Genomic DNA, 19604 nt, shown 5'->3' on the forward strand with positions numbered 1-19604 from the left:
GACGATAGATAGCCGGTTAGGCGGTAGGTGTGACATGCGGCTTTTGCCACAGGAGGGCGAGGAAAAGCGGGAACTCTTTTCTAGCCCGGTTTTCCGCCCGTGCTCTCGGCCCCGGCTGGCTTTCTTTGTGCGAATACCATTCGCCGAGGCCGGACATCGTCAGCCCAGCTTTGAAGCCCGAAGAAGTGAGCGTTTCAAAGCTGCGGTGAAAACTCACGGTGCTTTCGCTGTCGGCCTTGCCTGGATGCATGAGGATGGGGATGCCCAGGGTGCTGCTGTAGGCATCTACCCGGCGGTATTGGATCTTGCGCTCCTCCTCATTGCCCCAGGAAGACTGGCGCGGAATGCGGAAGGCGGGATGGTTCAGAACCCAGAGCATGCGCCCGCCCGGCTTCAAGACAGTGGCGGTCGCAGCAATGACGGTGTCCAGATGCTCCATGTTCTGCAGGCAGAGGATGGCGGAGGCGGCATCGAATTCACCGAGGCCCGCCAGCTGGGCGGCATCCCGGTCATAATAACGGATGGGGGTGCGGCTGGGGTAAGTGCGGGCTTTGACGATGAGGGTGGGTGCGGCATCCACGCCGGTGACCTGAGCCCCTTTGTCCGCCATCGCCCGTGAAAAGACGCCCTGGCCGCAGCCGAGATCGAGGATGCGCTCTCCTTTTTGCGGCTTCAGCAGCGCGAGGGACTGCGGGATGACCACGGCCTGATAAAGTTCCGAACCGCGTTCGCCGAGGATGCGGTCATACCAGTCGGCGGATTTTTCCCAGGAGGTGCCGCCCTGGCTGCGGTCTGGGCGCGGGCCTGCCGCCGGCCCCTGGCCCTGAGTCGGGCGAGGACCTGGACGAGGCGGAGTGCGGGAGCCGGTGGGCTTGCGATGAAAGTCGGAGCGCATGCCCCTTTATCGCTTGAAGACAGCCGCTGCGCCATCGGGAAAAACAGCCCTGCCTCCCTGCCGGGTCACTCTTTGACGATCTTCAGGACGCGGTTGTTGTAGCTATCCGTGATGTAAATCTCACCCGTTTGCGGATGGACAGTGACCCCATGTGGGCGGGCGAGCTGGCACTGGCGGGGATCGCCCCCCACTCCGGCGCTGCCTTTCACACCGGTGCCAGCAATGCGCTCGATCTTGCCTGTGGCGGGGACATAACGGCGGATGAGGTGGCTTTCCGCATCGGCGATGAGGACGGAGTCATCCTTGTCTATGCAGAGGTGTTTAGGGCCGTTCATCGTGGCCTCCAGGGCGGGACCGCCATCGCCTTCACCGCCTTTTTTGCCGCTGGCATTCACGACGGTACGGATGCGGCCTTCTTTGTCCACGACACGCAGTGCGTTGCCATTGCGCTCCAAAATATACACGTTGCCCTGACGGTCGGCGGCAACAGCGCGGGGATCCACCAGCGGGGATTCGGTGGCCAGTGCGCCGTTTTCAGGTACGCCTTTTTGGCCGTTGCCCGCGATGACCTGGGATTTGCCCGTGGCCAAGTCCAGACGATGCACCTGACGAAGGTCCGCGATGTAGAGCTGGGTGCCGGAAAAATCGAGGGTGATGCAGTAGGGGCCGTTGCCGCGCTCCTTGCCAGCGGGGGCCTGCCAGCCCTCCAGCGTTTTGACGGTGCCCGCCTTCACATCCACCACGCGCACGCGGCCATTCCACGTGTCTCCCACCAGCACTTTGCCATCGGGCTGGATGGCGAGGTTGTGAGGGCCATTGAACTGGGCGCGCAATGCCGGACCGCCATCGCCGCTGTAGCCAGGTTTCAACTGCCCGGCGACGTGGGTGACGAGGCCGCCACCATCCACCTGCAGCAGGCGGTTTCCGGAAACCATCTCCACGATCCACATGTGGCCACCTGCATCAAACTCCGCCCCGAAAGGTTCCTTTAAAACAGCTTCCGTGGCCGCGATGCCCACGGCATCCTGAGTCCCCCCGGCAACCAGATGAATGCGTTCTGCCAAGGAGTATCCAGGCAGCAGCGAGAGAAGAAGAAAGGAACGAAGAAGCTTCATGGAAGGTGGGGAGGGTAGAAAACAGGAGATCACTTTTTGCGCAGCACGCGGACCTTGTGGGCTTCGCTGTCGCCGATGTACACAGCACCGTCACTGTCCACATAGATGCCGTGCAGGCGTGCCATTTCACATTTCAGGGGATCGCCGTCCGCGCCATCGCCTTTCAGGCCGGTGCCCGCGATGAGGTCCAGCGTTCCCGTTTTGGCATTCACCATCCGCACGCTGTGGCTTTCGGTATCGGCCAGCCAGGCGTTGCCTTCGGCATCGAGGGCGATGCCCTTGGGACCGCTGAGGGTGGCCCCCTTGGCCGGGCCACCATGGCCAGTGAAACCCTTTTTCCCTGTGCCTGCCACGTGGTGAATCTTGCCCGCCTTGAGGTCGAACTTAAAGACCTGATTGCCCTCACGCGTGCAGAGCCAGAGATTGCCGTCTTTGTCAAAATCGAGCGAGCGCGGGCCTTTGAGCGGGGTGCCGCTGATGGGGGAACCATCGGGGGTGTCGCCCGGTTTGCCCGTGCCAGCAAAGGTGCTGATGACATTCGTCTTCATGTCCACCTTGCGGATGGTGTTGTTGCCGATGTCACAAATGTACAAGTCGCCTTCGGGACCGAACTGGATGCTATGAGGCTGCTTGAGATGGGCCTGGGAGGCGGGGCCGCCGTCGCCACTGTTGCCCGCCACCCCATTGCCCGCGAAGGTGCTGATGAGGCCAGTCTTCAGGTCCACCTTGCGTACCGCGTGGTTTTTCATGTCCACAATGTAGAGGTTTCCGGCCGAATCGAAGCGGATCTCATGAGGCAGATTGAAGGTGGCCTTCAGGGCGGGGCCGCCATCGCCGGTGTAGCCTGTTTCCCCCGTGCCAGCGATGGTGTGGATGACTCCGTCGGGCGTGACTTTGCGCACTTTCTGGCCGGTGTATTCGCAGTACCAGAGGGCACCATCGGGGCCACGGGTGACGCCGAAGGGATTGTCCATCTTCGCCTTCACCGCTGGGCCGCCATCGCCGCTGAAACCCTTTTCCCCAGTGCCCGCGAATGTGGAGATCGTCCATTCAGCGGCGGTAGCCAGTGGGGCGAGTAACAAGGAAAGACCGAGAGCGAGATGTTTCATGGAGTCGGAAAGCGATGAAGGTGACACTGAGGAAGGTCTAAAAACGTGAATTTGGACAGCTTTTTCTGACACAAGGATGAAATGCCAGTCCATTCAACAGCAGGCAGGCAACCTGACGAAACTTTGTAACCCTCGAAGGAATTTGCAGTAGTTTCTTCCGAGACATACGATACACCCAATGGCAGGCCGAGGATTTCTGTGGCTGATTCATTTGCACAATCATGGCCCCGCTAACGACCTACACCAAACCGCTCACGGAGCCCCAGGCAGCCAAGCTACGGGCGCTGCTGGCTGAGCAAGGATGGGACTTTGAAACCAAACCGCACTGCCTGTATGCCGCCAGCCGGGGCAAGGTGAATGTGCTGGTGTATCAAAAAGGGCCCAAGGTGCTGGTGCAGGGCAAGGAGACGGCCGACTTTGTGACCCACCTGCTGGAACCGCAGATCCTGGGCCAGGCGGAACTGGGCTACGAGGAGGTCCACCATCCTGAAATGTACCAGCCCCACATCGGCGTGGATGAAAGCGGCAAGGGGGACTTCTTTGGCCCGCTTGTCATCGCGGGGGTCTATGTGGATGCGGATGTGGCCCGGCAACTGCGGGAGGTGGGGGCCGTGGACAGCAAACGGATCACCAGTGACCAGAAGATCGAACAGGTGGCCCAGGCCATCCGCAGCATTCCTGGGCTGCGCTGGGAAATCGTCCAGATCAATCCGGAGCGTTACAACGCCCTCTACGAGAAATTTGGCAACCTGAACCGCCTCTTGGCCTGGGGACATGCTAAGGTCATCGAACTGCTGCTGGAACGGGTGCCAGACTGTCCGCGAGCGATTTCAGACCAGTTTGCCAACCCGGCGGTGCTGAAAAAAGCCCTCCAGGAGAAAGGGCGGCAGATTGACCTGGTGCAGCGCACCAAGGCCGAATCCGATCCCGCCGTGGCCGCCGCCTCCATCCTCGCCCGCGAGAAATTTGTTCTTTGGCTGCGTGAGACAGGCCACAAGCTGGGCCAGCCACTGCCCAAAGGCGTGTCACAGATGGTGAAGGACAGCGCGCGAACATTGTTCCAAAATCAGGGAGAAAATATCCTGGCCCAGGTGGCGAAGCTGCATTTCAAGACGACTGAAGAAATCCGGAGCAGTGCGCGGCCTGACGACTCTTCCTCAAGAGCCCCCTTATCAGCCTAAGGAATAACTTGCATTCACCTACCTATCAGGCATCTAAATCACCCATTAAAGCTATGCCCACTGCCACCAAACGCGATATGATCACTGAGTTGAGCGACCTGACCGGGCTCAAACATCACCAAGTGGCCGAAGTTATTGATGGGCTGGTGGAGCTCATTGGCAAGAAAATGGAGCAAGGACATGACGTGACATTCCGGAAATTCGGCACCTTTGAAGTGCGGGTGGCCAAGTCGAAAATCGGGCGCAACCCCAACAAACCCAAGGACGAAGTACTGATCCCCGACCGCTGTGTGGTCCGCTTCAAGCCAGGCCGTGAGCTGAAGGAGCGAGTGGCCAAACTGCCGCCAGAAAGCATTGAGCCTAAAGAGTAAATTCGCTTAAAAGGCGGAGAGTTTATTTCGGGCCATGGTGTCAGACGAGGCCAAGCTTGGGTCAGCGACACCCAACAAAACACCTCTGTTCTAAAGAACACACATCGAGAAAATTCGGCTTCATTTTCAGACGTCCGTGTGCCAATCTGAGCACGAAATTCCTTGTGGCCATGTTACCCGGCATCCAATTACGCACTGCACGCGAAGAACGCGGGCTGACTGTGCTGGATGCTGCCCATGAAACGCGTATCCCGCCTCAGCGCCTGCTCTGGCTGGAGCAGGACAACTTTGCGGCCTTTGGCAGTCTGACTTACGCGCGCTCTTTTCTGAAGATCTACAGCCAGTATTTAGGAGTGGATGTGGCTGAACTGCTGGCCGAACTGCCGACTTCCCGTCTAGGCGGCCCTTCGGACTACCGTTACCTGACGGACAATCATGGCCCCTGGGTGGTGAAGGATCGTCGGCTGGATCGGCTGCTGAATGCCATGCGCAAGAAAAGCACCTCACGCTCACCCGTTTCTGCCGGATTGGCGATGTTCGTCGTGGTGCTGATTGGCACGTGCTTCTGGGGTTACCACGTTGCCCAAGAAGCTTCACAGGCGACCCGAGGAAATCCCCCAGCCCCGCTTCATGAAGCAGCCCCTGGTGCGCAGCCCGATACTCTCTCCATGCAGGTGCAGCCTGGGCCTGTGATCAGTGCCGAGGAACTGGGAACCCACCCGGTGACCCATCCCAGGCCCGCATTCGATGCTGGATTGCCCGCCAGATTGCAGTAATCTGCGGCATGTCCGAAGTTTACTTTCCCAAGCGCTGGTGGCTTTCCCCTCTGCTCTTCACCCTGGCCCTGGTTACAGGGGTGGTGATCGTGTGCAAGGTCAGTGATACAGCCCGCGAAGTGCTGGCCAAGGCGGTGATGATGGTGGCTGGTGCCCTGGCAACTCCATTCATTTTGGAGAGCTCCATCGCGATTGTGGGGCTGGTCGTGGTACTGGTCATCAACCAATGGCGACTCCAGAAAGAAGGCGATGGCTGGGTGTACCTGGCCAAGACCGAACCAGATGCCGCCAGTGTGACTGCCGGGGCGGATACACCCCCACAGCGGCTCGATTCCGTCGTGATGCCCTCCGCACCAGACGCGAATTTGGACTTCGGTGCCCGCCTCGCGGTGGTGGAAGGATATGTGGAACTGGGGCTGGCCCAGGAGGCCATGGACCACCTGAAGATGCTGAGCCCCGAAGAACAGCGGGACCCAAGAGCGATGGCCCTGCGCACCCGTGTGGAAAGCCTGTAAAGCGCTCTCAAAGGCTGCCTTTTTACGTCACTCAAATACGACGGTCTTGTTCTGGTAAACCAGCACCTGATCCCGCACGTGCCACCACAGGGCCTTGGCGAGGACGGTTTTCTCCAGATCCCGGCCCAGGCGCACGAGGTCCTGGACGCTGTCTTCATGGCTCACGCGCATGACGTCCTGATGGACGATGGGGCCTTCATCCAAATCGGCGGTCACGTAGTGGCTGGTGGCACCGATGATTTTGACACCGCGTGCATGAGCTTGGTGGTAGGGCTTGGCCCCCACAAAGGCAGGCAGGAAGCTGTGATGAATGTTGAGAATCTGATTCGGGAAGGCGGCAATCATCGCCGGGCTGATGATCTGCATGTAGCGGGCGAGCACGACCGTATCCACCCGTTCCTTCTTCAGCAGCTCGATCTGGGCAGCCTCCTGTTCCTGTTTGTTGTCCTTGGTGATGGGGAAGTGATAGAAGGGAATGCCGAATCGTTCGGCCGCAGGCCTGAGGGTGTCGTGATTGGCAACGATGAGCGGGATTTCCACGGGCAGGTCACCGGCTTCATGGCGTGCCAGGAGATCGTAGAGGCAGTGGTTTTCCTTGGTGACGAAAAGGGCCACGCGCTTTTTCTGGCTGGCGAAGTGCAGGCGCAACTGCATGTCATGACGACGGGCCAGGGGCTGCAGGCGGGAGGCGATCTCATCCTTCTCCAGAGTGAAGTTTTCCAGACTCCACTCCAGCCGCATGAAAAAGGCATCAAGTGTGGGATCAATGTGCTGCTGGAGGTCAATGATGTTTCCCCGATGGGCAAAGATGAAGCCGGTGACATCATGCACGAGTCCGGGGCGGTCTGGGCAATGAATGAGAAGGGTGGCGGTGTCTGGGGATGACATGAGGAGTGGAAACTCACTCAGGGGCACCGTGTCCGCAAAGATTTATGCGTGGTTTTCCTGTATGGGCTTTGCGTCGGCGCTGGTTTGCATGAAAATCAGGCTTTTCCCTCATGCAGCCAGCCCCTAATCCCAATCCCCTGCCCCGTACCCTCATTGTCATGGGAGTGAGCGGCTGTGGCAAAACCCTCATCGGCACTCTGCTGGCAGAACGGCTAGGCGGTGTGTGTGAAGATGCCGACGATTTTCACTCCGCCGCGAACAAGGACAAAATGCGCGCCGGCACCCCGCTGACCGATGAAGACCGCTGGCCATGGTATGCGAGCCTGCGGGCACGCATCGAAGAAATGCGGGGGCAAACGCCCGTGTATGTTCTGGCCTGTTCCGCGCTGAAGGTGATCTATCGGGAAAAACTGCGAGCCGATGATGCCGAGAGTGAACTGATCTTTGTGCATCTCAAGGGACCGAAGGAGGTAATCTTTGCGAGGATGGCGAAACGAAAAGGCCACTACATGCCCGTGAGCCTGCTGGACAGCCAATTTGCGATCCTGGAGGAATCCCCGGACCTGTGGACGGTCTCGCTGGAGCAGGAACCGGAGGCCATCGTGGCTGAAGTCCTGCATCGCCTCGGCCACCCCTGATTAATTCTACGATGAATTCCCCCCGGCGCTGGCATCAGAGTCTCGCAGCGCGCTACGGCGTGGTGATGGTGATTTTTGTGGCGATGGGGTCGCTGCTTTTGCTGGCCTGGCTGCGCTACCAGCAGCAGGAGGAAACGCAGCGGCTGTTTGTGACGGTGGCGCAAAATGACGTGGACTTTGTGAAGCGGTTGAATCTACCGCGCAGCCCGAAACTGGCGGAAGACCTGAGCCTGCTGCTGCGCATCGACATCCATTTCCGCAATCGCTTTGACCAGGCAGGCCCAGGCCTGAGACGGGAAGAGGCGCGGACGCTGATGGATGCGCCGACAACCCAAGAAGTGCTGCAACTGCCCACGGGACGGCAGGCCCTGGTGCTGGCGCTTGATGAGCAGCATGACATGATCTTCATCCGCGAGACCCCCGCGCTGACCTTAAGCCTCTGGCACCCGGCCACGCGCTATTCCTTGGTCGCCTTTTGGCTGTTCTCAGCGCTTTTTGCCTGGGTGATCGGCCGGCAGGTGGTGGAACCCGTGGGCAGGCTGACGCGGCGGCTCAGCGGCTTTTTTGGCCCTCAGGAGCGCGCATTGCCGGAGACCCAGCGGGCAGACGAGATCGGTGAATTGGCCCGTGCTCTGACCCAGGCGAGGGAAGATCTGATGAGTGAGCGCGAGCGCCGGGCGCAATCGGAGCGGCTGGCCCTCCTGGGGCGGGTGGCCACAGGCTTGGCCCATGAGATCAAAAACCCGTTGGCCTCCATCCAACTTCACGCGCAGCTCATCGAAAGCGTGGACTTGGATGATGAGTCGCAGACCTCCCTGCGACACTTGCTGGCCGAAGTGAGGGTGATTGAGGGCCTGGTGAACCAGTGGCTCTATCTGGCAAGACCTGCCTCCCCCAAAAAGCAGCCCTTGGCCGTGCTACCGCTGCTGGAAGAAACCGTGCAGATGCTGCAGCCCCAGGCCCAGCACACGGGGACCGTGATACAGGTGCAGACGGCGGAGTCGATGGCCTCAAGTAATGGGCCGGACATCCTGGGTGACCGCCAGCGGCTGCAGCAGGTGTTTCGCAATGTGATCCTCAATGCGATGCAGGCCATGCCCGGCGGCGGTGGACTGGAGATTGGTGTTAAGGCGGAGGATGGCCACGTCACCCTGACCTTTGATGACCAGGGGCCGGGCTTTTCGGCATCTGCCCTGGATCATGGGGTGGAACTGTTCTTTTCCGAAAAAGAGGGAGGCATGGGCGTGGGGCTGAACGTGGCCCGCGAGATCATTTCTGCCCACAATGGCCAAATGTCGCTCAAAAATCATCCGAAAGGCGGCGCACGGGTAGAGATCGCTTTGCCGATGATCAATTCTTAACCGTCCTTTATCCTTATGCCACGTGTCCTGATCATCGAAGACGAATATGCCCTGGCGGCAGCCCTTTCCACCGTGGTGCGCCGACTGGGGGCTGAGCCCGTGGTGGCCGCCTCCGGCCAAGGAGGTCTGGAAAAGGCCCAGCGGCAGAGCTTTGATGCGGTGCTGCTGGACATCGGGCTGCCGGACATGAGCGGGCTAAAGGTGCTGGCAACGCTGCGAGCCGGCAGCATGCCCCCGCCGGTGATGATCATCACGGCGCACGGCACTCTGGACAATGCGCTGGAAGCACGCCGCCTGGGGGCCCATGACTACTTCCTCAAACCGCTGAATCTCGCTGAAATCCAGCCGCAGTTGCGTGCCCTGCTGGAACTGCCGCGTAGCGAGGTGCCACAGACGGCCAGCTCTCCCGATCCTTCCATCATGATCGGTGATGCACCGGACATGCAAAAGGCCTTTGCGGTGATCGCCCAGGCCTGTGCCACCCCCGTTCCAGTGCTGCTGACTGGGCAGCCGGGCACGGGAAAAACGCTGGCCGCCGAGGTCATCGCAGCCCAGAGCGGCCCTCGGACCCTGGTGATCTTCCGCAGCGATGAATGGCCCGCGGAGCAGGCCGGAGCCATGCTGAGCCAGTGTCTGGAAAAATCGAAAGGTGGCACCTTGCTGATTGAGGAAGTCGGTGCTCTCTCACTGCCGCTCCAGGCCACGCTCTGCCGCGCCATGAGCATGGGAGAGCAAAGGGTGCTGGCCACGAGTTCCCTGCCTTTGTTGGAATTCATCCATCAAGGGCGATTCCGGGAAGATCTGTATTATTTGCTCAGTGTCCTGCATGTAGCGATCCCGCCCCTGGCCGGTCGCACAGGCGATCTGCCTGCATTGGCGGCAGCCCTGCTGAAGCGGGCGGCTCCAGACCGGGATCTGCCGCTGTCGCAGGAGGCCATGGCGGCCCTGAAAGGATACGAGTGGCCAGGAAACGTGCGGGAGTTGGTGACTGCGATGCAGCATGTCGTGGCGGTTTGTGCCACCTCGCCCGTGTTACCGCGTCATCTGCCCGAGGCCATTGTCAACACGGCCCAGGAAAGCAGCCATCTGGACCAGGCGCTGAACCGTGCACTGGTGGCATGGCTGGATCAAAAACTGACCTGCGCGGAGGCCCTGATCCCGGATTACGACACCCTGCTGGCCCAGATTGAAAAACCACTGCTGGCCGAGCTGCTGGCACGGTTTGAAGACAAACCAACTCGCCTGGCTGCCGCGCTGAACATGAACCGTGCGACTCTGCGCCGGAAGCTGCGTGAACTGCTGGGCAAAGAATAAAGAAGCCTCCCGCTTCCACCAAGGAAACGGGAGGCCAGAGGAAATATTCGGACGTCAGATCCAGGTCCCGGCAGGGATGACGGTATCTTTTGGAATCACCACGATGCCATCGCGGATGTAGAACAGGTCGCTGTCCATGTTGTCCGGCTTGCCTTCGGGAGTGATGACCACGTTGTCTCCAACGTGGACGTTTTTGTCGAGGATGACTTTCTCGATGCGGCAGTTCCGGCCGATGCCAGGTGCGGGCTTGCTTTGATCCGTGCCCGCAGCGCCAGCATAGTAGTCGGCTCCCATGATGATGGTGTCACGGATGGTGGTGCCCGTTTCGATGATGGAACGAAGGCCGATGACAGCCGTTTCGACGTGAGCATCCGTGATGATGCAGCCATCGGAAATGAGGGCTTCGCGAATGACGGCACCATTAATTTTGGTGGCAGGCAGGAACCGGGCGTGGGTGAAGATGGGCGCCGAGGAATCAAAGAAATCGTACTGGGGCACCAGCTTGCAGAGGTCCAGGTTCGCGTGGAAGAAGCTGCGGATCGTACCGATGTCCTCCCAGTAGCCCTGGAAGTTAAAGGAGTGAACCTTGTACTTCTTCAGCGCGGCTGGGATGATGTGCTTGCCGAAATCCATGCAATCATTGTCCAAGCTCTCAATGAGAGCCTTGCGATTGAAGACATAGATGCCCATGGAAGCCTGGTAACGAGCCTCATCCGACGGCAAGCCGAGTTCCTTGAGCGTTTCGTCGGGCATGCGCAGGGCCTCCAGCACCGCAGGGTCTTTGGGCTTTTCAACGAACTCATGGATGCGACCGGAAGTATCCGCCTTCATGATGCCAAAGCCCGTAGCGTCCTGAGCATTCACGGGGAGGGTGGCGATGGTCAATTCAGCCCCGCTCATGAGGTGCTGATCCATCACTTTGCGGAAGTCCATGCGATAGAGCTGGTCGCCGCTGAGAATGAGGAAGTATTCATGGTCCCCTTCCAGGAAGTAGCGCAAGTTTTGACGCACCGCATCGGCCGTGCCCTGATACCAGCGTTCGCCCTGCGGGGTCTGCTGAGCAGCAAGCACTTCAATGAACCCACGGCTGAACTGGTCGAACTTGTAGGTGCGAGCGATGTGGCGGTTCAGGGAGGCGCTGTTGTACTGCGTGAGCACATAGACTTGGCGCACGCCAGAGTTGATGCAGTTGCTGATAGGAATGTCCACCAGACGATATTTACCAGCCAGAGGCACCGCAGGTTTAGCACGGTCCTTGGTCAACGGGAAAAGGCGGGTTCCCGCCCCCCCACCCATGACGATGGCCAAGGTGGAACGCCGGAGGAGAGCATCGGTTTCGATTCGTGTGGGCATGAGGGTCGGTAAGTTACAGTCAGTTTTCCTTGAAACAAGACGCTGAGGCAAGCGTTTCTCTCGCGCCAGATGCAGGTATTCCGCAGGTTTCATCGTGCATTCAGCCCAACCAACCCAAATCGTATGTCTTTCGCTACGCTTCGTTTATCCATCTTTGCGCTCGCCGCTGCCGGTGCCGCCTCATCGTTGTCCGCCGCAGTGAACTTCGAGAAGCAAATTCTCCCGGTGCTGGAGGCCAAGTGCCTGGGGTGCCACAAGGCGGCCTTCATGGAAGATGGCAAGCTGAAGAAACCCAAGGCTGATCTCCGCCTGGATGCAGCCTGGGCCATGCTGAAAGGGGCAGAAAGCGGACCTGCACTGGTGCCAGGCAACCTGGCCAAAAGCTACATGTACGAAGTCGTCAACCTGCCCAAAGATGATGACATGTTCATGCCCCCCAAGGGCGAGCCCATGACGGCGGATGAAATCAAGCTGCTGAAGGAGTGGATCGAAGGCGGAGCCGACTTTGGCGGCTGGAAGGGTAATATGGAAGGGGCCCCTAAAGAAGCCGAGCCCGCCAAAGCCGCTGTGGTGAAGGTGCGCGAGCACGAGACCTTTTATACCAAGCTCCAGGAGGGCCTGAAGCCAGCCGAAGCTGCGGCCATAGACAAAGCTAAAGCTGGCGGTGCCCAGATCGCCACCCTGAAAGCGGACAGTCCGCTGCTGCGGGCAGACTTTCTCACCGGGGTCTCCAAATGCACGGATGAAACCGTCACCGTTTTGCTGCCCATCAAGGAACAAGTCGCCCAACTGGACCTTGGCCGCACGGCCATCAGTGATGCCGCCCTGCAGACCGTGGCACAGTTCCCAAGGCTGGCCTCACTGGACCTGCGCCAGACCAAGATCACCGATGCAGGCCTGCAATCCCTCTCCGGCCTGAAGAACCTGCAAAACCTGAACCTCTTTGGCACGGCCATCACGGACGCCGGAGTCCAGCACCTCACCACTCTCAAGTCGCTCAAGACGGTCTCCCTTTACCAGACCCAGGCCACCGCAGCCGGAGTGAAGGCCCTGACCGACGCCGTTCCTGGCGTCAAGGTCACCTTGAAATAGCAGACACCTAGAAAGCCTCACGCCCCCTTTGACGCTTCATCGCGCAAAGGGGTTTTTTGCGTTTGAGGGGCTCATAGTCCTGGCGGCCTTCCCCTCTGGACAATCCCGATGGCACACGCCACTGTCCTTTCTAAACCAACCTTTTTCCACCACGACTATGCCCATCGCCCAACAGCTCACTGAAGACATGAAGACCGCCATGAAGGCGAAAGATACCGTGACCCTGAACGTGGTGCGCGGCCTGAAGTCGGCGATCAAGTACGCCGCCATTGAGAAATTTGGGGCCGAAGGCGAACTGGAAGACACCGACGCCATCGCCGTGATCCGCAAGGAGCTCAAAAAACGCCAGGACTCCGTGACCAGCTACGAAGCCGGCGGCCGCCCTGACCTCGCTGAAACTGAAAAGGCCGAAATCGTCGTGCTGGAAAAATACCTCCCCGCCGCCATGAGTGCCGACGAGATGGAAAAGCTGGTCAACAGCGTGATCCTGGAACTGGGAGCCACCTCCAAAAAAGACATGGGTGCTGTGATGAAACTGCTGGGCGAACGCGCCGCTGGCCGTGCCGATAACCGCGCCCTCTCCGCCGAAGTGGCGAAGAGACTGCAGTAGTCACTTTATTTTCGACTAAGCCCCTTTGGTCCGCTCCAGCGCACGGTTCCAGCCTGAAAGGAGCTTCTTGCGTTGGGCGGCTTTCATTGTGGGTTCAAAGCGGCGTTCGGTCTGCCATTGAGTGGCGATTTCGGCCTGGTTTTTCCAGAAGCCGGTACCGAGGCCGGCGAGGTAGGCTGCGCCTAAAGCGGTGGTCTCCGTGACTACGGGACGCACGACGGGCACGCCCAAGAGATCGGCCTGAAACTGCATCATGAGGTTGTTGTTGCTGGCCCCACCATCCACACGCAGCTCTCGCAGTTTCACCCCTGCATCGGCCTGCATGGCGTGAAGAATATCCGTCACTTGATAAGCGATGCCTTCCAGGGCCGCGCGGGCGATGTGGGCCTTGGTGGTGCCACGGGTGATGCCACACATGAGGCCGCGCGCATACTGATCCCAATGGGGTGCGCCGAGACCTGCAAAGGCAGGCACGAGATAGACACCGCCTGCATCGGGAACCTGGGCCGCCAAAGCTTCCACCTCCGAGGATTTTTTGATGATGCCCAGCCCATCGCGCAGCCACTGCACCACGGCACCCGCGATGAAGACACTGCCCTCCACCGCGTACTCCAGCTCCCCATCGCCCAACTGCCAGGCCACGGTGGTGAGGAGGTTGTTGCCAGAAGCAATGCGCTTCGTACCCGTATGCATGAGCATGAAGCAACCGGTGCCATAGGTGTTCTTCACCATACCTGGGGTGGTGCACACTTGCCCAAACAAGGCCGCCTGCTGATCCCCCGCAATGCCGGCGATGGGAATGTTACCGCCTAACAAAGAAGTCTCACCAAAGATGCCACTGGAGGGAAGCACCTTGGGCAAGGTGGAAGCAGGCACGCCAAAGAGCTTCATCAGCTCTGCATCCCAGCCACCTTGGGTGATGTCATAGAGCATGGTGCGCGAGGCATTGCTAACATCCGTGGCATGCACCTGGCCGCCGGTCAGATTCCACAGCAGCCAGGAATCCACGGTTCCAAAAGCCAGGTCGCCCACCTTGGCCAGTTCCTTGGTCTCAGGCACATGCTTGAGCATCCAGTTCATCTTGGTCGCTGAGAAGTAGGCATCCACCACCAGACCGGTTTTATGCCGGATCATGGACTCCGCGCCTTTGGCCTTCAGCTTGTCACAAAAGGCTGCAGTGCGGCGGTCCTGCCAGACGATGGCTTTGCCCACAGGCTTGCCCGTTTTCTTGTTCCAGGCAACGGTGGTTTCCCGCTGATTGGTGATGCCGATGGCGGCGATGTCTTTGCCTTTGGCCTTCGCCTTTTTCAGGACTTCCTTCATCGTTCGAAGCTGGGTGCTCCAGATCTCCGCCGCATCATGCTCCACCCAGCCGGGTTGTGGATAATGTTGGGTGAATTCCTTCTGTGCCGTGGCGATGACCTTGCCCTTCTTATCAAACAGAATGCTGCGGCTGCTGGTGGTCCCTTGATCGAGCGCGAGGATGTATTTCATGCCCCGATTGTTCATATCGGAGGCATGGGGTCAAGCCGTCAAAGGCAGGGAAAAGCAAGAATGTCTCCTCCATTTCCAAGTCTAACCAACGGAGCAAATTGCCACCGCCTGTTTCAGCGAGGCTAGCTTGTCCGGCTTCTTCGGGATGAACTCCTGCCCCAGATAACCGGTGTAACCCGTGTCCTGGATCGCCTTGATGATGGCGGGGTAATGCAGCTCCTGGGTGTCATCGATCTCTGCGCGCCCGGGGACACCTCCCGTATGATAATGGGCAAAGTGCGCGTGGTGTTTGCGGATGGTGGCGATGACATCGCCCTCCATGATCTGCATGTGATAGATGTCGTAGAGCAGCTTGAAATGCGGTGAGCCCAGCTTCTCGCACAGGGCCACGCCCCAGGCGCTGTGGTCGCACATGTAGTCGGGGTGGTTCACCTTGCTGTTGAGCAACTCCATCACCAGCGTGACGCCCAGCTTTTCGCAGAGAGGGAGCAGGCGCTTCAGGCCGATGGCACAGTTTTCCAGGCCTTGTTCATCGCTCAGGCTATCGCGGTTGCCGCTGAAGCAGATCACCTGCTTGAAGCCCGCCTCCGCACTGGTCTTCAAAAGCGGCTCATAGGCCTGCACCAGCAGGGCGTGGTTTTCCAGGCGGTTAAAGCCATGAGGAATGCTGCCGATCTTTTTGTTATCCGGCCCCATCGCCGTGGGAAAGCTGACCATGGCGCAGTGCAGGCCGTGTTTCTTCAGCGTCTCAAAGTCCGGCGGGTCCAGCAGCTCGATGGACACCAGCCCGATCTCCTTCGCCGCCTGGCACATCGTCTCCAGCGGGATGTCCTTGTAGCACCACTTGCAGACCGAGTGCTTCACCTTTCCAGCGCCGGCCTCCGCCGCCCAAGCCTGATCCTTCAACATTGCCACCACCGCAGCGACACCGAGGGAGCGATTCAAAAACTGACGACGTGGAAGAGGGGCGGGATTCATGATCTGGCAGTTATAACGATGTCCGGCCGCGCATTCCAAGCACGGAATCAACCCGCCGCCTGATTCCATGTCAAAACGAGCGGATCACATTCAGCCGGACGAAGCGGCGAGCCTTCACGGCGGCGGACAAGTTTTCGCGGACGGTGACAAGGCGCAGGGTGCCGGTGATGACGGTGTCTGACTGGACCGATCCGCCGTTGCTGCCCTGAGCGCCATTGCCGGCGAGACTGGTGGCGATGGTGGTCCAGGTGACCAGATCAGGGCTGGTCTGGAGCTGGTAGGTCAGGTCCGTGGCGGCGCTGTCCCGCCGGAAAGTGAGGGTATGCACCGTGCTGCCGCCGGTTCCGGGGGCTGTGGAGATCGTGAAGCCATCGTCAGCGTCCGCATGGGTGGGGCCCAGGCCATAGGCGTATTCGTGTAGGTTGGAGATGCCGTCCTGGTCCGGGTCAGCGGCATCATCCAGGTAAAAGCCTATGGGCTCATCAGGAAAGTAGGTGGTCAGCCAGTTTTCGCGATGGCTGGGTGGAGGAGTCCCTGTGGCATAGTGAATGACCATGCGCGGGCGCTGAGAGGAGGAGTTGGAATTGCGGCTGGTGAAACGGCGTGCCACGAGGGTCTCATTCTCGGGGCCTCGCAGACACCAGCCGAAGTTGGTAGCCGGAGTTTCGATCCAGGAATTCACATCTTCGACCAGTTGGGCGCTGCTCATCGTCACGGTCCCGGTATTGGAGATTGTGATCGTCGCGGAGGGGGTGCTGGCAAAGTCTCCACCTGGAGTTGTCCAGGCCGTGCCTGTGGGGGGGGCACCAACGACGGCAACCTGCCGCAACTGCCAGGTGGCGTCTCCCACGGCTGCTTCGATGCCATAACCTGGGCCTGGATTTTGGGAATCAGAAGAGGAGGTTCCTTCGCCCCAGGCGGCGCTGGCTTTGTGAAGTGAGAAGGCACCGGGGACAGCTGACTGCGCCTGCTGATTCGCAAATAGGATGACACTGGCGCTGGTAACAAACGCCCCTGCTGGCAGCGTGCTGTCGTTGACAGGAAAAGAGAGGAAAGCGCGGCGTATTCCAGTGATGCTAGCCGATCCGGCAAAGAAGTGGGAGCCGGAGCCGTTACTGAATTCACTTTCTGAAAAAAGGGTCGTGTCTTTGATGGTTGAGGCCGTGTTGAGAGTCACGCTGCCGGTGCTGGGCAAGGGCATGATTTTGTAGATCCCACCCGTGGGCCGTCCTTCGCTTTGCTGGGTGACTCCGGCAGTTTCTTTGGTGCCGATGTAGAGCTCCCCGGACTCATCCTGCCCCAGGCATTGGACACGCAGAGGGAACGGATTCCCACCCATGAGCGGAAGTGACTCCGTGAGGGTGAAAACGCCGCTGTCCGGCGCGGTTTCCTCTAGTCCCATGAGGCGGCCTGCCGCACTGCCAAAGGTGGCTCCGTAATCGGCGAAGACATACTTGCCCACCATCGCTGGAATAGCGGTGCCGCGATAGACGTAGCCTCCTGTGATGGAGAGGCCTAGCTCTGGCAGAAGAATCGCGGGATCAGAGCCCGGGTGCTTGTATTGCGCGACTGGATCGATCGGGGATGCCGGAGCGATGCCGTTGGTCGCCATGAGCGGATCAAACACGAAGGTGCCTTCCCGGTAGCGCCAGCCATAGTTGCCACCCTTGGTGATCAGGTTCACCTCCTCCACCTTGCCCTGGCCCACATCGCCACAAAACAGCCGCCCGGTTCCACCTGCGAGATTGTCGAAGGAAAAGCGCCAGGGATTTCGCATTCCATAAGCGTAGATCTCCGGGCGTATCGGGCCATCCAGGGCATTGTCTGCGAAGTCCTGCTGGGCATCGATGAAGGGATTGTCCTGCGGGATGCCATATTGTCCACCGGGTCCGTTTGTGCCGAGGGGATCGATACGCAGAATCTTGCCCAGCAAGGTCCGCCGGTCCTGGCCGTTGCCGAGGATGCCGTTAGGCCGTGGATTGGTGCTGCTGCCTCCGGTGTGCCCTGCATTGTTGTCATTGGCGCTGCCGCCATCTCCGCTACCGATATAGAGCAGGCCATCGGGACCAAACTCGATCTGACCACCGTTGTGATTGAACTGGGGTTGTCCATAGGTCAGCAGAATGCGTTCGCTGGCAGGATCAGCCACATTCGGATCATTGGCCGAGACTCGGAACTCTGAGATGACCGTCACACAATCCTGCGGTGTGGTTGGGTTAGTCGTCGGAGTGGTGGGTAACGCCGTGTAGTTCACGTAAAAGCGACGGTAACCGGGGGCCAGAGGCTCGTCAAAATCCGGATGGAAAGCCATACCTAACAGGCCGCGTTCTGAGTAAGACGCCAGGTTGGTTGGGTGAACATAAACTTTGGCCAATCCCGCATCGGAAAGATCCAGGAAAGGTGTGGGCATGAGCATACCACGCTGGAAAAGATGAATCTTTCCCGGCTGGTCACAGATGAAGAGACGCCCACTGCCATCCTTGGCCGCCGTGATGTTGGTGGGAGAATGGATTTGTTGAAGACAAACCGGCTTCATGTACAAGGCCGGAAAAGCCCCGTGGCCCAGCAGGGGCAAAGCAAACAACAGGGCAATGAGGCAGCGCAGGGCGTTCATGATCACGGGCTTGGGAGCAGACCTCATTCCACCAGAAAGAGATCGTTGGCACAAGCAAAACTCCGTGACGGCTCAGGGTCGTGTTTTGGCGCACGGGCCAAAAGCTTAGCGTTTTACGCGAGGGGTCAGCAGGCCGACCAAGAGGCGCTCCAGGACCACTTTGTTATCCAACTGGGTGGTGACGAGTTTCACATTGGCGTCCAGGCAGGCGACGAGGGCGGCGTGGAGTTCTTCCAGAGTGAAGCGCCCGGCTTCATTGAGGGCGAGGAAAAGGGGGTAGGCATTGAAGCCAGAGCCGTCTTTTTTGCGGGGCAGGTGGGAGGTGGCGCTGCTGGGCAGGGCTTCCAGGCTGGAGGTGAAGCCACTGTAGTTGGACTTGTTCACCTTGTACTTCGTGGCCAGTTCTTTGACGATGAGCAGGCTGCGCACACGGGGAACGATGGCCCCAAGGAGGATGCCGATGGCGTTTTGTCCCTGATAAAGCAGCACGCCGAGGAGTTCCAACGCACGCTGGAGATCGCGTGCGCCGATGGCGTTGCCGATTTCCCAAATGACGCCGGAACGGCTGAGGGAGACAAGGCCACGCACGGTATTGATGCCGCAGCGACGGCGTTCTCCCAGGTAGAGATCAATTTTGACGATCTCGTTTTCAAGCTGGCGGGTGTCATCCCCGGCCATCTGCACGAGAAGATCCAGCGCACCACTTTCAAAGGTAAGCCCCAGCTCGCGGGCCTTTTGGCTAGCATGGGCCATGACGGCACCTTCCCAGCCAGCCTTGCTGGTGTCGGGTTTGTCGAAGACTTCGATGGCAGCCAGTTTGCCGAGGCGCTTGTAAGCGGTGCGACGCTTATCAATGGAATTGGCACTGAGGACAAAGCTGACATCGGGGCCGAGTCCCGCCTCGATGACGTCGAGGATGTTTTCAAATCCCTGGACTGCCGCCTGTGATTTGCCGGTCTGGTTGTCGCCCAAAAAGTTGGCCCCTTTGAGCCAGACGATCTTGGCCCCGCCGAAGAATGGCATGGTCTGGAGAGCCATGATGACGTTTGAGCAGATCTGCCCGGCGTGCTCGGCATTGTCGGCATTGCCCTCGACGATCTCATTGGCGAACTCATCGGCCCCGGGAGGCGTGAGGCGCTGCACGGTCTTCATGGCCATCTCCTTCACCCGGGCATCGTCGGTGCCCAAGATGGCATGGACCTGGCTGGCGGGAGCTGTCTTTTTCGGAGGAGGCATGGGAAGGGACGTGATGAAAACGAGTTTTTTGACAGGAACCCGGCCTGAGGCACTGATCAATAAC

18 protein-coding genes are annotated in these 19604 nt (G+C 59.5%); 9 read left to right on the forward strand and 9 right to left on the reverse strand.

Annotated elements, in window-relative coordinates:
• Positions 1-16 precede the first annotated feature (16 nt).
• The 3 genes from ABEB25_RS07625 to ABEB25_RS07635 all read right to left on the reverse strand — a co-directional run bounded on the left by ABEB25_RS07625 (position 17) and on the right by ABEB25_RS07635 (position 3119).
• Positions 17-895, reverse strand: coding sequence for a class I SAM-dependent methyltransferase (locus tag ABEB25_RS07625; RefSeq protein ID WP_345735798.1), 879 nt, complete (start codon positions 893-895; stop codon positions 17-19).
• A 65-nt stretch (positions 896-960) separates the two neighbouring features.
• Positions 961-2010, reverse strand: a complete 1050-nt coding sequence (locus ABEB25_RS07630) for an NHL domain-containing protein (protein WP_345735799.1) — start codon at positions 2008-2010, stop codon at positions 961-963.
• A gap of 29 nt (positions 2011-2039) precedes the next feature.
• Positions 2040-3119 (reverse strand): NHL repeat-containing protein, encoded by a 1080-nt coding sequence (locus ABEB25_RS07635; RefSeq protein ID WP_345735800.1) that lies wholly within the window; start codon positions 3117-3119, stop codon positions 2040-2042.
• 221 nt (positions 3120-3340) lie between these two features.
• On the opposite strand from ABEB25_RS07635, the gene rnhC reads away from it, so the two are divergent.
• From rnhC to ABEB25_RS07655, 4 genes are all read left to right on the forward strand, one after another.
• Complete coding sequence (rnhC, locus tag ABEB25_RS07640) at positions 3341-4300, forward strand: ribonuclease HIII (RefSeq protein ID WP_345735801.1); 960 nt, start codon at positions 3341-3343, stop codon at positions 4298-4300.
• Positions 4301-4353: 53 nt separating this feature from the next.
• Entirely contained in the window at positions 4354-4671 is a 318-nt protein-coding gene (locus tag ABEB25_RS07645) for an HU family DNA-binding protein (RefSeq protein ID WP_345735802.1), read from the forward strand.
• Positions 4672-4841: 170 nt separating this feature from the next.
• Entirely contained in the window at positions 4842-5447 is a 606-nt protein-coding gene (locus tag ABEB25_RS07650) for a helix-turn-helix domain-containing protein (RefSeq protein WP_345735803.1), read from the forward strand.
• A gap of 8 nt (positions 5448-5455) precedes the next feature.
• Positions 5456-5962: a hypothetical protein gene (locus ABEB25_RS07655; protein WP_345735804.1), complete on the forward strand. Its 507-nt coding sequence runs from the start codon at positions 5456-5458 to the stop codon at positions 5960-5962.
• A gap of 27 nt (positions 5963-5989) precedes the next feature.
• Here the strand turns inward: ABEB25_RS07655 and purU are convergent, their stop codons facing one another.
• The gene (gene purU / locus ABEB25_RS07660) at positions 5990-6850 is read right to left on the reverse strand and encodes a formyltetrahydrofolate deformylase (protein WP_345735805.1); all 861 of its coding nucleotides are present in this window, start codon (positions 6848-6850) and stop codon (positions 5990-5992) included.
• A 110-nt stretch (positions 6851-6960) separates the two neighbouring features.
• Between purU and ABEB25_RS07665 the strand changes: the two genes are divergently transcribed.
• From ABEB25_RS07665 to ABEB25_RS07675, 3 genes are read left to right on the forward strand one after another with little or no spacing between them, the layout of a single operon-like run.
• Positions 6961-7488 carry a gluconokinase gene (locus ABEB25_RS07665; protein WP_345735806.1) on the forward strand — a complete coding sequence of 176 codons (528 nt, stop codon included), beginning with the start codon at positions 6961-6963 and terminating at the stop codon, positions 7486-7488.
• Positions 7489-7499: 11 nt separating this feature from the next.
• On the forward strand, positions 7500-8849 hold the full coding sequence (locus ABEB25_RS07670; protein ID WP_345735807.1) for a sensor histidine kinase: 1350 nt from the start codon (positions 7500-7502) through the stop codon (positions 8847-8849).
• Between the two features lie 15 nt (positions 8850-8864).
• Positions 8865-10163: a sigma-54-dependent transcriptional regulator gene (locus tag ABEB25_RS07675; protein WP_345735808.1), complete on the forward strand. Its 1299-nt coding sequence runs from the start codon at positions 8865-8867 to the stop codon at positions 10161-10163.
• A 54-nt stretch (positions 10164-10217) separates the two neighbouring features.
• On the opposite strand, the gene ABEB25_RS07680 is transcribed toward ABEB25_RS07675, so the two are convergent.
• The gene (locus tag ABEB25_RS07680) at positions 10218-11516 is read right to left on the reverse strand and encodes a glucose-1-phosphate adenylyltransferase (RefSeq protein ID WP_345735809.1); all 1299 of its coding nucleotides are present in this window, start codon (positions 11514-11516) and stop codon (positions 10218-10220) included.
• Positions 11517-11639: 123 nt separating this feature from the next.
• Here ABEB25_RS07680 and ABEB25_RS07685 point away from each other — a divergent pair, with 123 nt between their 5' ends.
• Positions 11640-12608: a c-type cytochrome domain-containing protein gene (locus ABEB25_RS07685; protein WP_345735810.1), complete on the forward strand. Its 969-nt coding sequence runs from the start codon at positions 11640-11642 to the stop codon at positions 12606-12608.
• 157 nt (positions 12609-12765) lie between these two features.
• On the forward strand, positions 12766-13218 hold the full coding sequence (locus ABEB25_RS07690) for a GatB/YqeY domain-containing protein (protein WP_345735811.1): 453 nt from the start codon (positions 12766-12768) through the stop codon (positions 13216-13218).
• A gap of 15 nt (positions 13219-13233) precedes the next feature.
• On the opposite strand, the gene glpK is transcribed toward ABEB25_RS07690, so the two are convergent.
• The 4 genes from glpK to holA all read right to left on the reverse strand — a co-directional run bounded on the left by glpK (position 13234) and on the right by holA (position 19540).
• Entirely contained in the window at positions 13234-14712 is a 1479-nt protein-coding gene (gene glpK / locus ABEB25_RS07695; protein WP_345735812.1) for a glycerol kinase GlpK, read from the reverse strand.
• 81 nt (positions 14713-14793) lie between these two features.
• On the reverse strand, positions 14794-15690 hold the full coding sequence (locus ABEB25_RS07700) for a hydroxypyruvate isomerase family protein (RefSeq protein ID WP_345735813.1): 897 nt from the start codon (positions 15688-15690) through the stop codon (positions 14794-14796).
• A gap of 70 nt (positions 15691-15760) precedes the next feature.
• Entirely contained in the window at positions 15761-18304 is a 2544-nt protein-coding gene (locus tag ABEB25_RS07705) for a PQQ-dependent sugar dehydrogenase (RefSeq protein WP_345735814.1), read from the reverse strand.
• A gap of 105 nt (positions 18305-18409) precedes the next feature.
• Entirely contained in the window at positions 18410-19540 is a 1131-nt protein-coding gene (gene holA, locus ABEB25_RS07710; protein WP_345735815.1) for a DNA polymerase III subunit delta, read from the reverse strand.
• Positions 19541-19604: the final 64 nt, after the last annotated feature.

The sequence above is a fragment of the Prosthecobacter algae genome (assembly GCF_039542385.1).
Taxonomy (GTDB): Bacteria; Verrucomicrobiota; Verrucomicrobiia; order Verrucomicrobiales; family Verrucomicrobiaceae; genus Prosthecobacter; species Prosthecobacter algae.

Coding starts and splice junctions, on each gene's coding strand:
- purU (WP_345735805.1), bottom strand. CDS start 6,850: ATGTCATCCCCAGACACCGCCACCCTTCTCATTCATTGCCCAGACCGC.
- glpK (WP_345735812.1), bottom strand. CDS start 14,712: ATGAAATACATCCTCGCGCTCGATCAAGGGACCACCAGCAGCCGCAGC.
- ABEB25_RS07665 (WP_345735806.1), top strand. CDS start 6,961: ATGCAGCCAGCCCCTAATCCCAATCCCCTGCCCCGTACCCTCATTGTC.
- holA (WP_345735815.1), bottom strand. CDS start 19,540: ATGCCTCCTCCGAAAAAGACAGCTCCCGCCAGCCAGGTCCATGCCATC.
- rnhC (WP_345735801.1), top strand. CDS start 3,341: ATGGCCCCGCTAACGACCTACACCAAACCGCTCACGGAGCCCCAGGCA.
- ABEB25_RS07705 (WP_345735814.1), bottom strand. CDS start 18,304: ATGAACGCCCTGCGCTGCCTCATTGCCCTGTTGTTTGCTTTGCCCCTG.
- ABEB25_RS07675 (WP_345735808.1), top strand. CDS start 8,865: ATGCCACGTGTCCTGATCATCGAAGACGAATATGCCCTGGCGGCAGCC.
- ABEB25_RS07685 (WP_345735810.1), top strand. CDS start 11,640: ATGTCTTTCGCTACGCTTCGTTTATCCATCTTTGCGCTCGCCGCTGCC.
- ABEB25_RS07700 (WP_345735813.1), bottom strand. CDS start 15,690: ATGAATCCCGCCCCTCTTCCACGTCGTCAGTTTTTGAATCGCTCCCTC.
- ABEB25_RS07635 (WP_345735800.1), bottom strand. CDS start 3,119: ATGAAACATCTCGCTCTCGGTCTTTCCTTGTTACTCGCCCCACTGGCT.
- ABEB25_RS07680 (WP_345735809.1), bottom strand. CDS start 11,516: ATGCCCACACGAATCGAAACCGATGCTCTCCTCCGGCGTTCCACCTTG.
- ABEB25_RS07690 (WP_345735811.1), top strand. CDS start 12,766: ATGCCCATCGCCCAACAGCTCACTGAAGACATGAAGACCGCCATGAAG.
- ABEB25_RS07630 (WP_345735799.1), bottom strand. CDS start 2,010: ATGAAGCTTCTTCGTTCCTTTCTTCTTCTCTCGCTGCTGCCTGGATAC.
- ABEB25_RS07645 (WP_345735802.1), top strand. CDS start 4,354: ATGCCCACTGCCACCAAACGCGATATGATCACTGAGTTGAGCGACCTG.
- ABEB25_RS07655 (WP_345735804.1), top strand. CDS start 5,456: ATGTCCGAAGTTTACTTTCCCAAGCGCTGGTGGCTTTCCCCTCTGCTC.
- ABEB25_RS07670 (WP_345735807.1), top strand. CDS start 7,500: ATGAATTCCCCCCGGCGCTGGCATCAGAGTCTCGCAGCGCGCTACGGC.
- ABEB25_RS07650 (WP_345735803.1), top strand. CDS start 4,842: ATGTTACCCGGCATCCAATTACGCACTGCACGCGAAGAACGCGGGCTG.
- ABEB25_RS07625 (WP_345735798.1), bottom strand. CDS start 895: ATGCGCTCCGACTTTCATCGCAAGCCCACCGGCTCCCGCACTCCGCCT.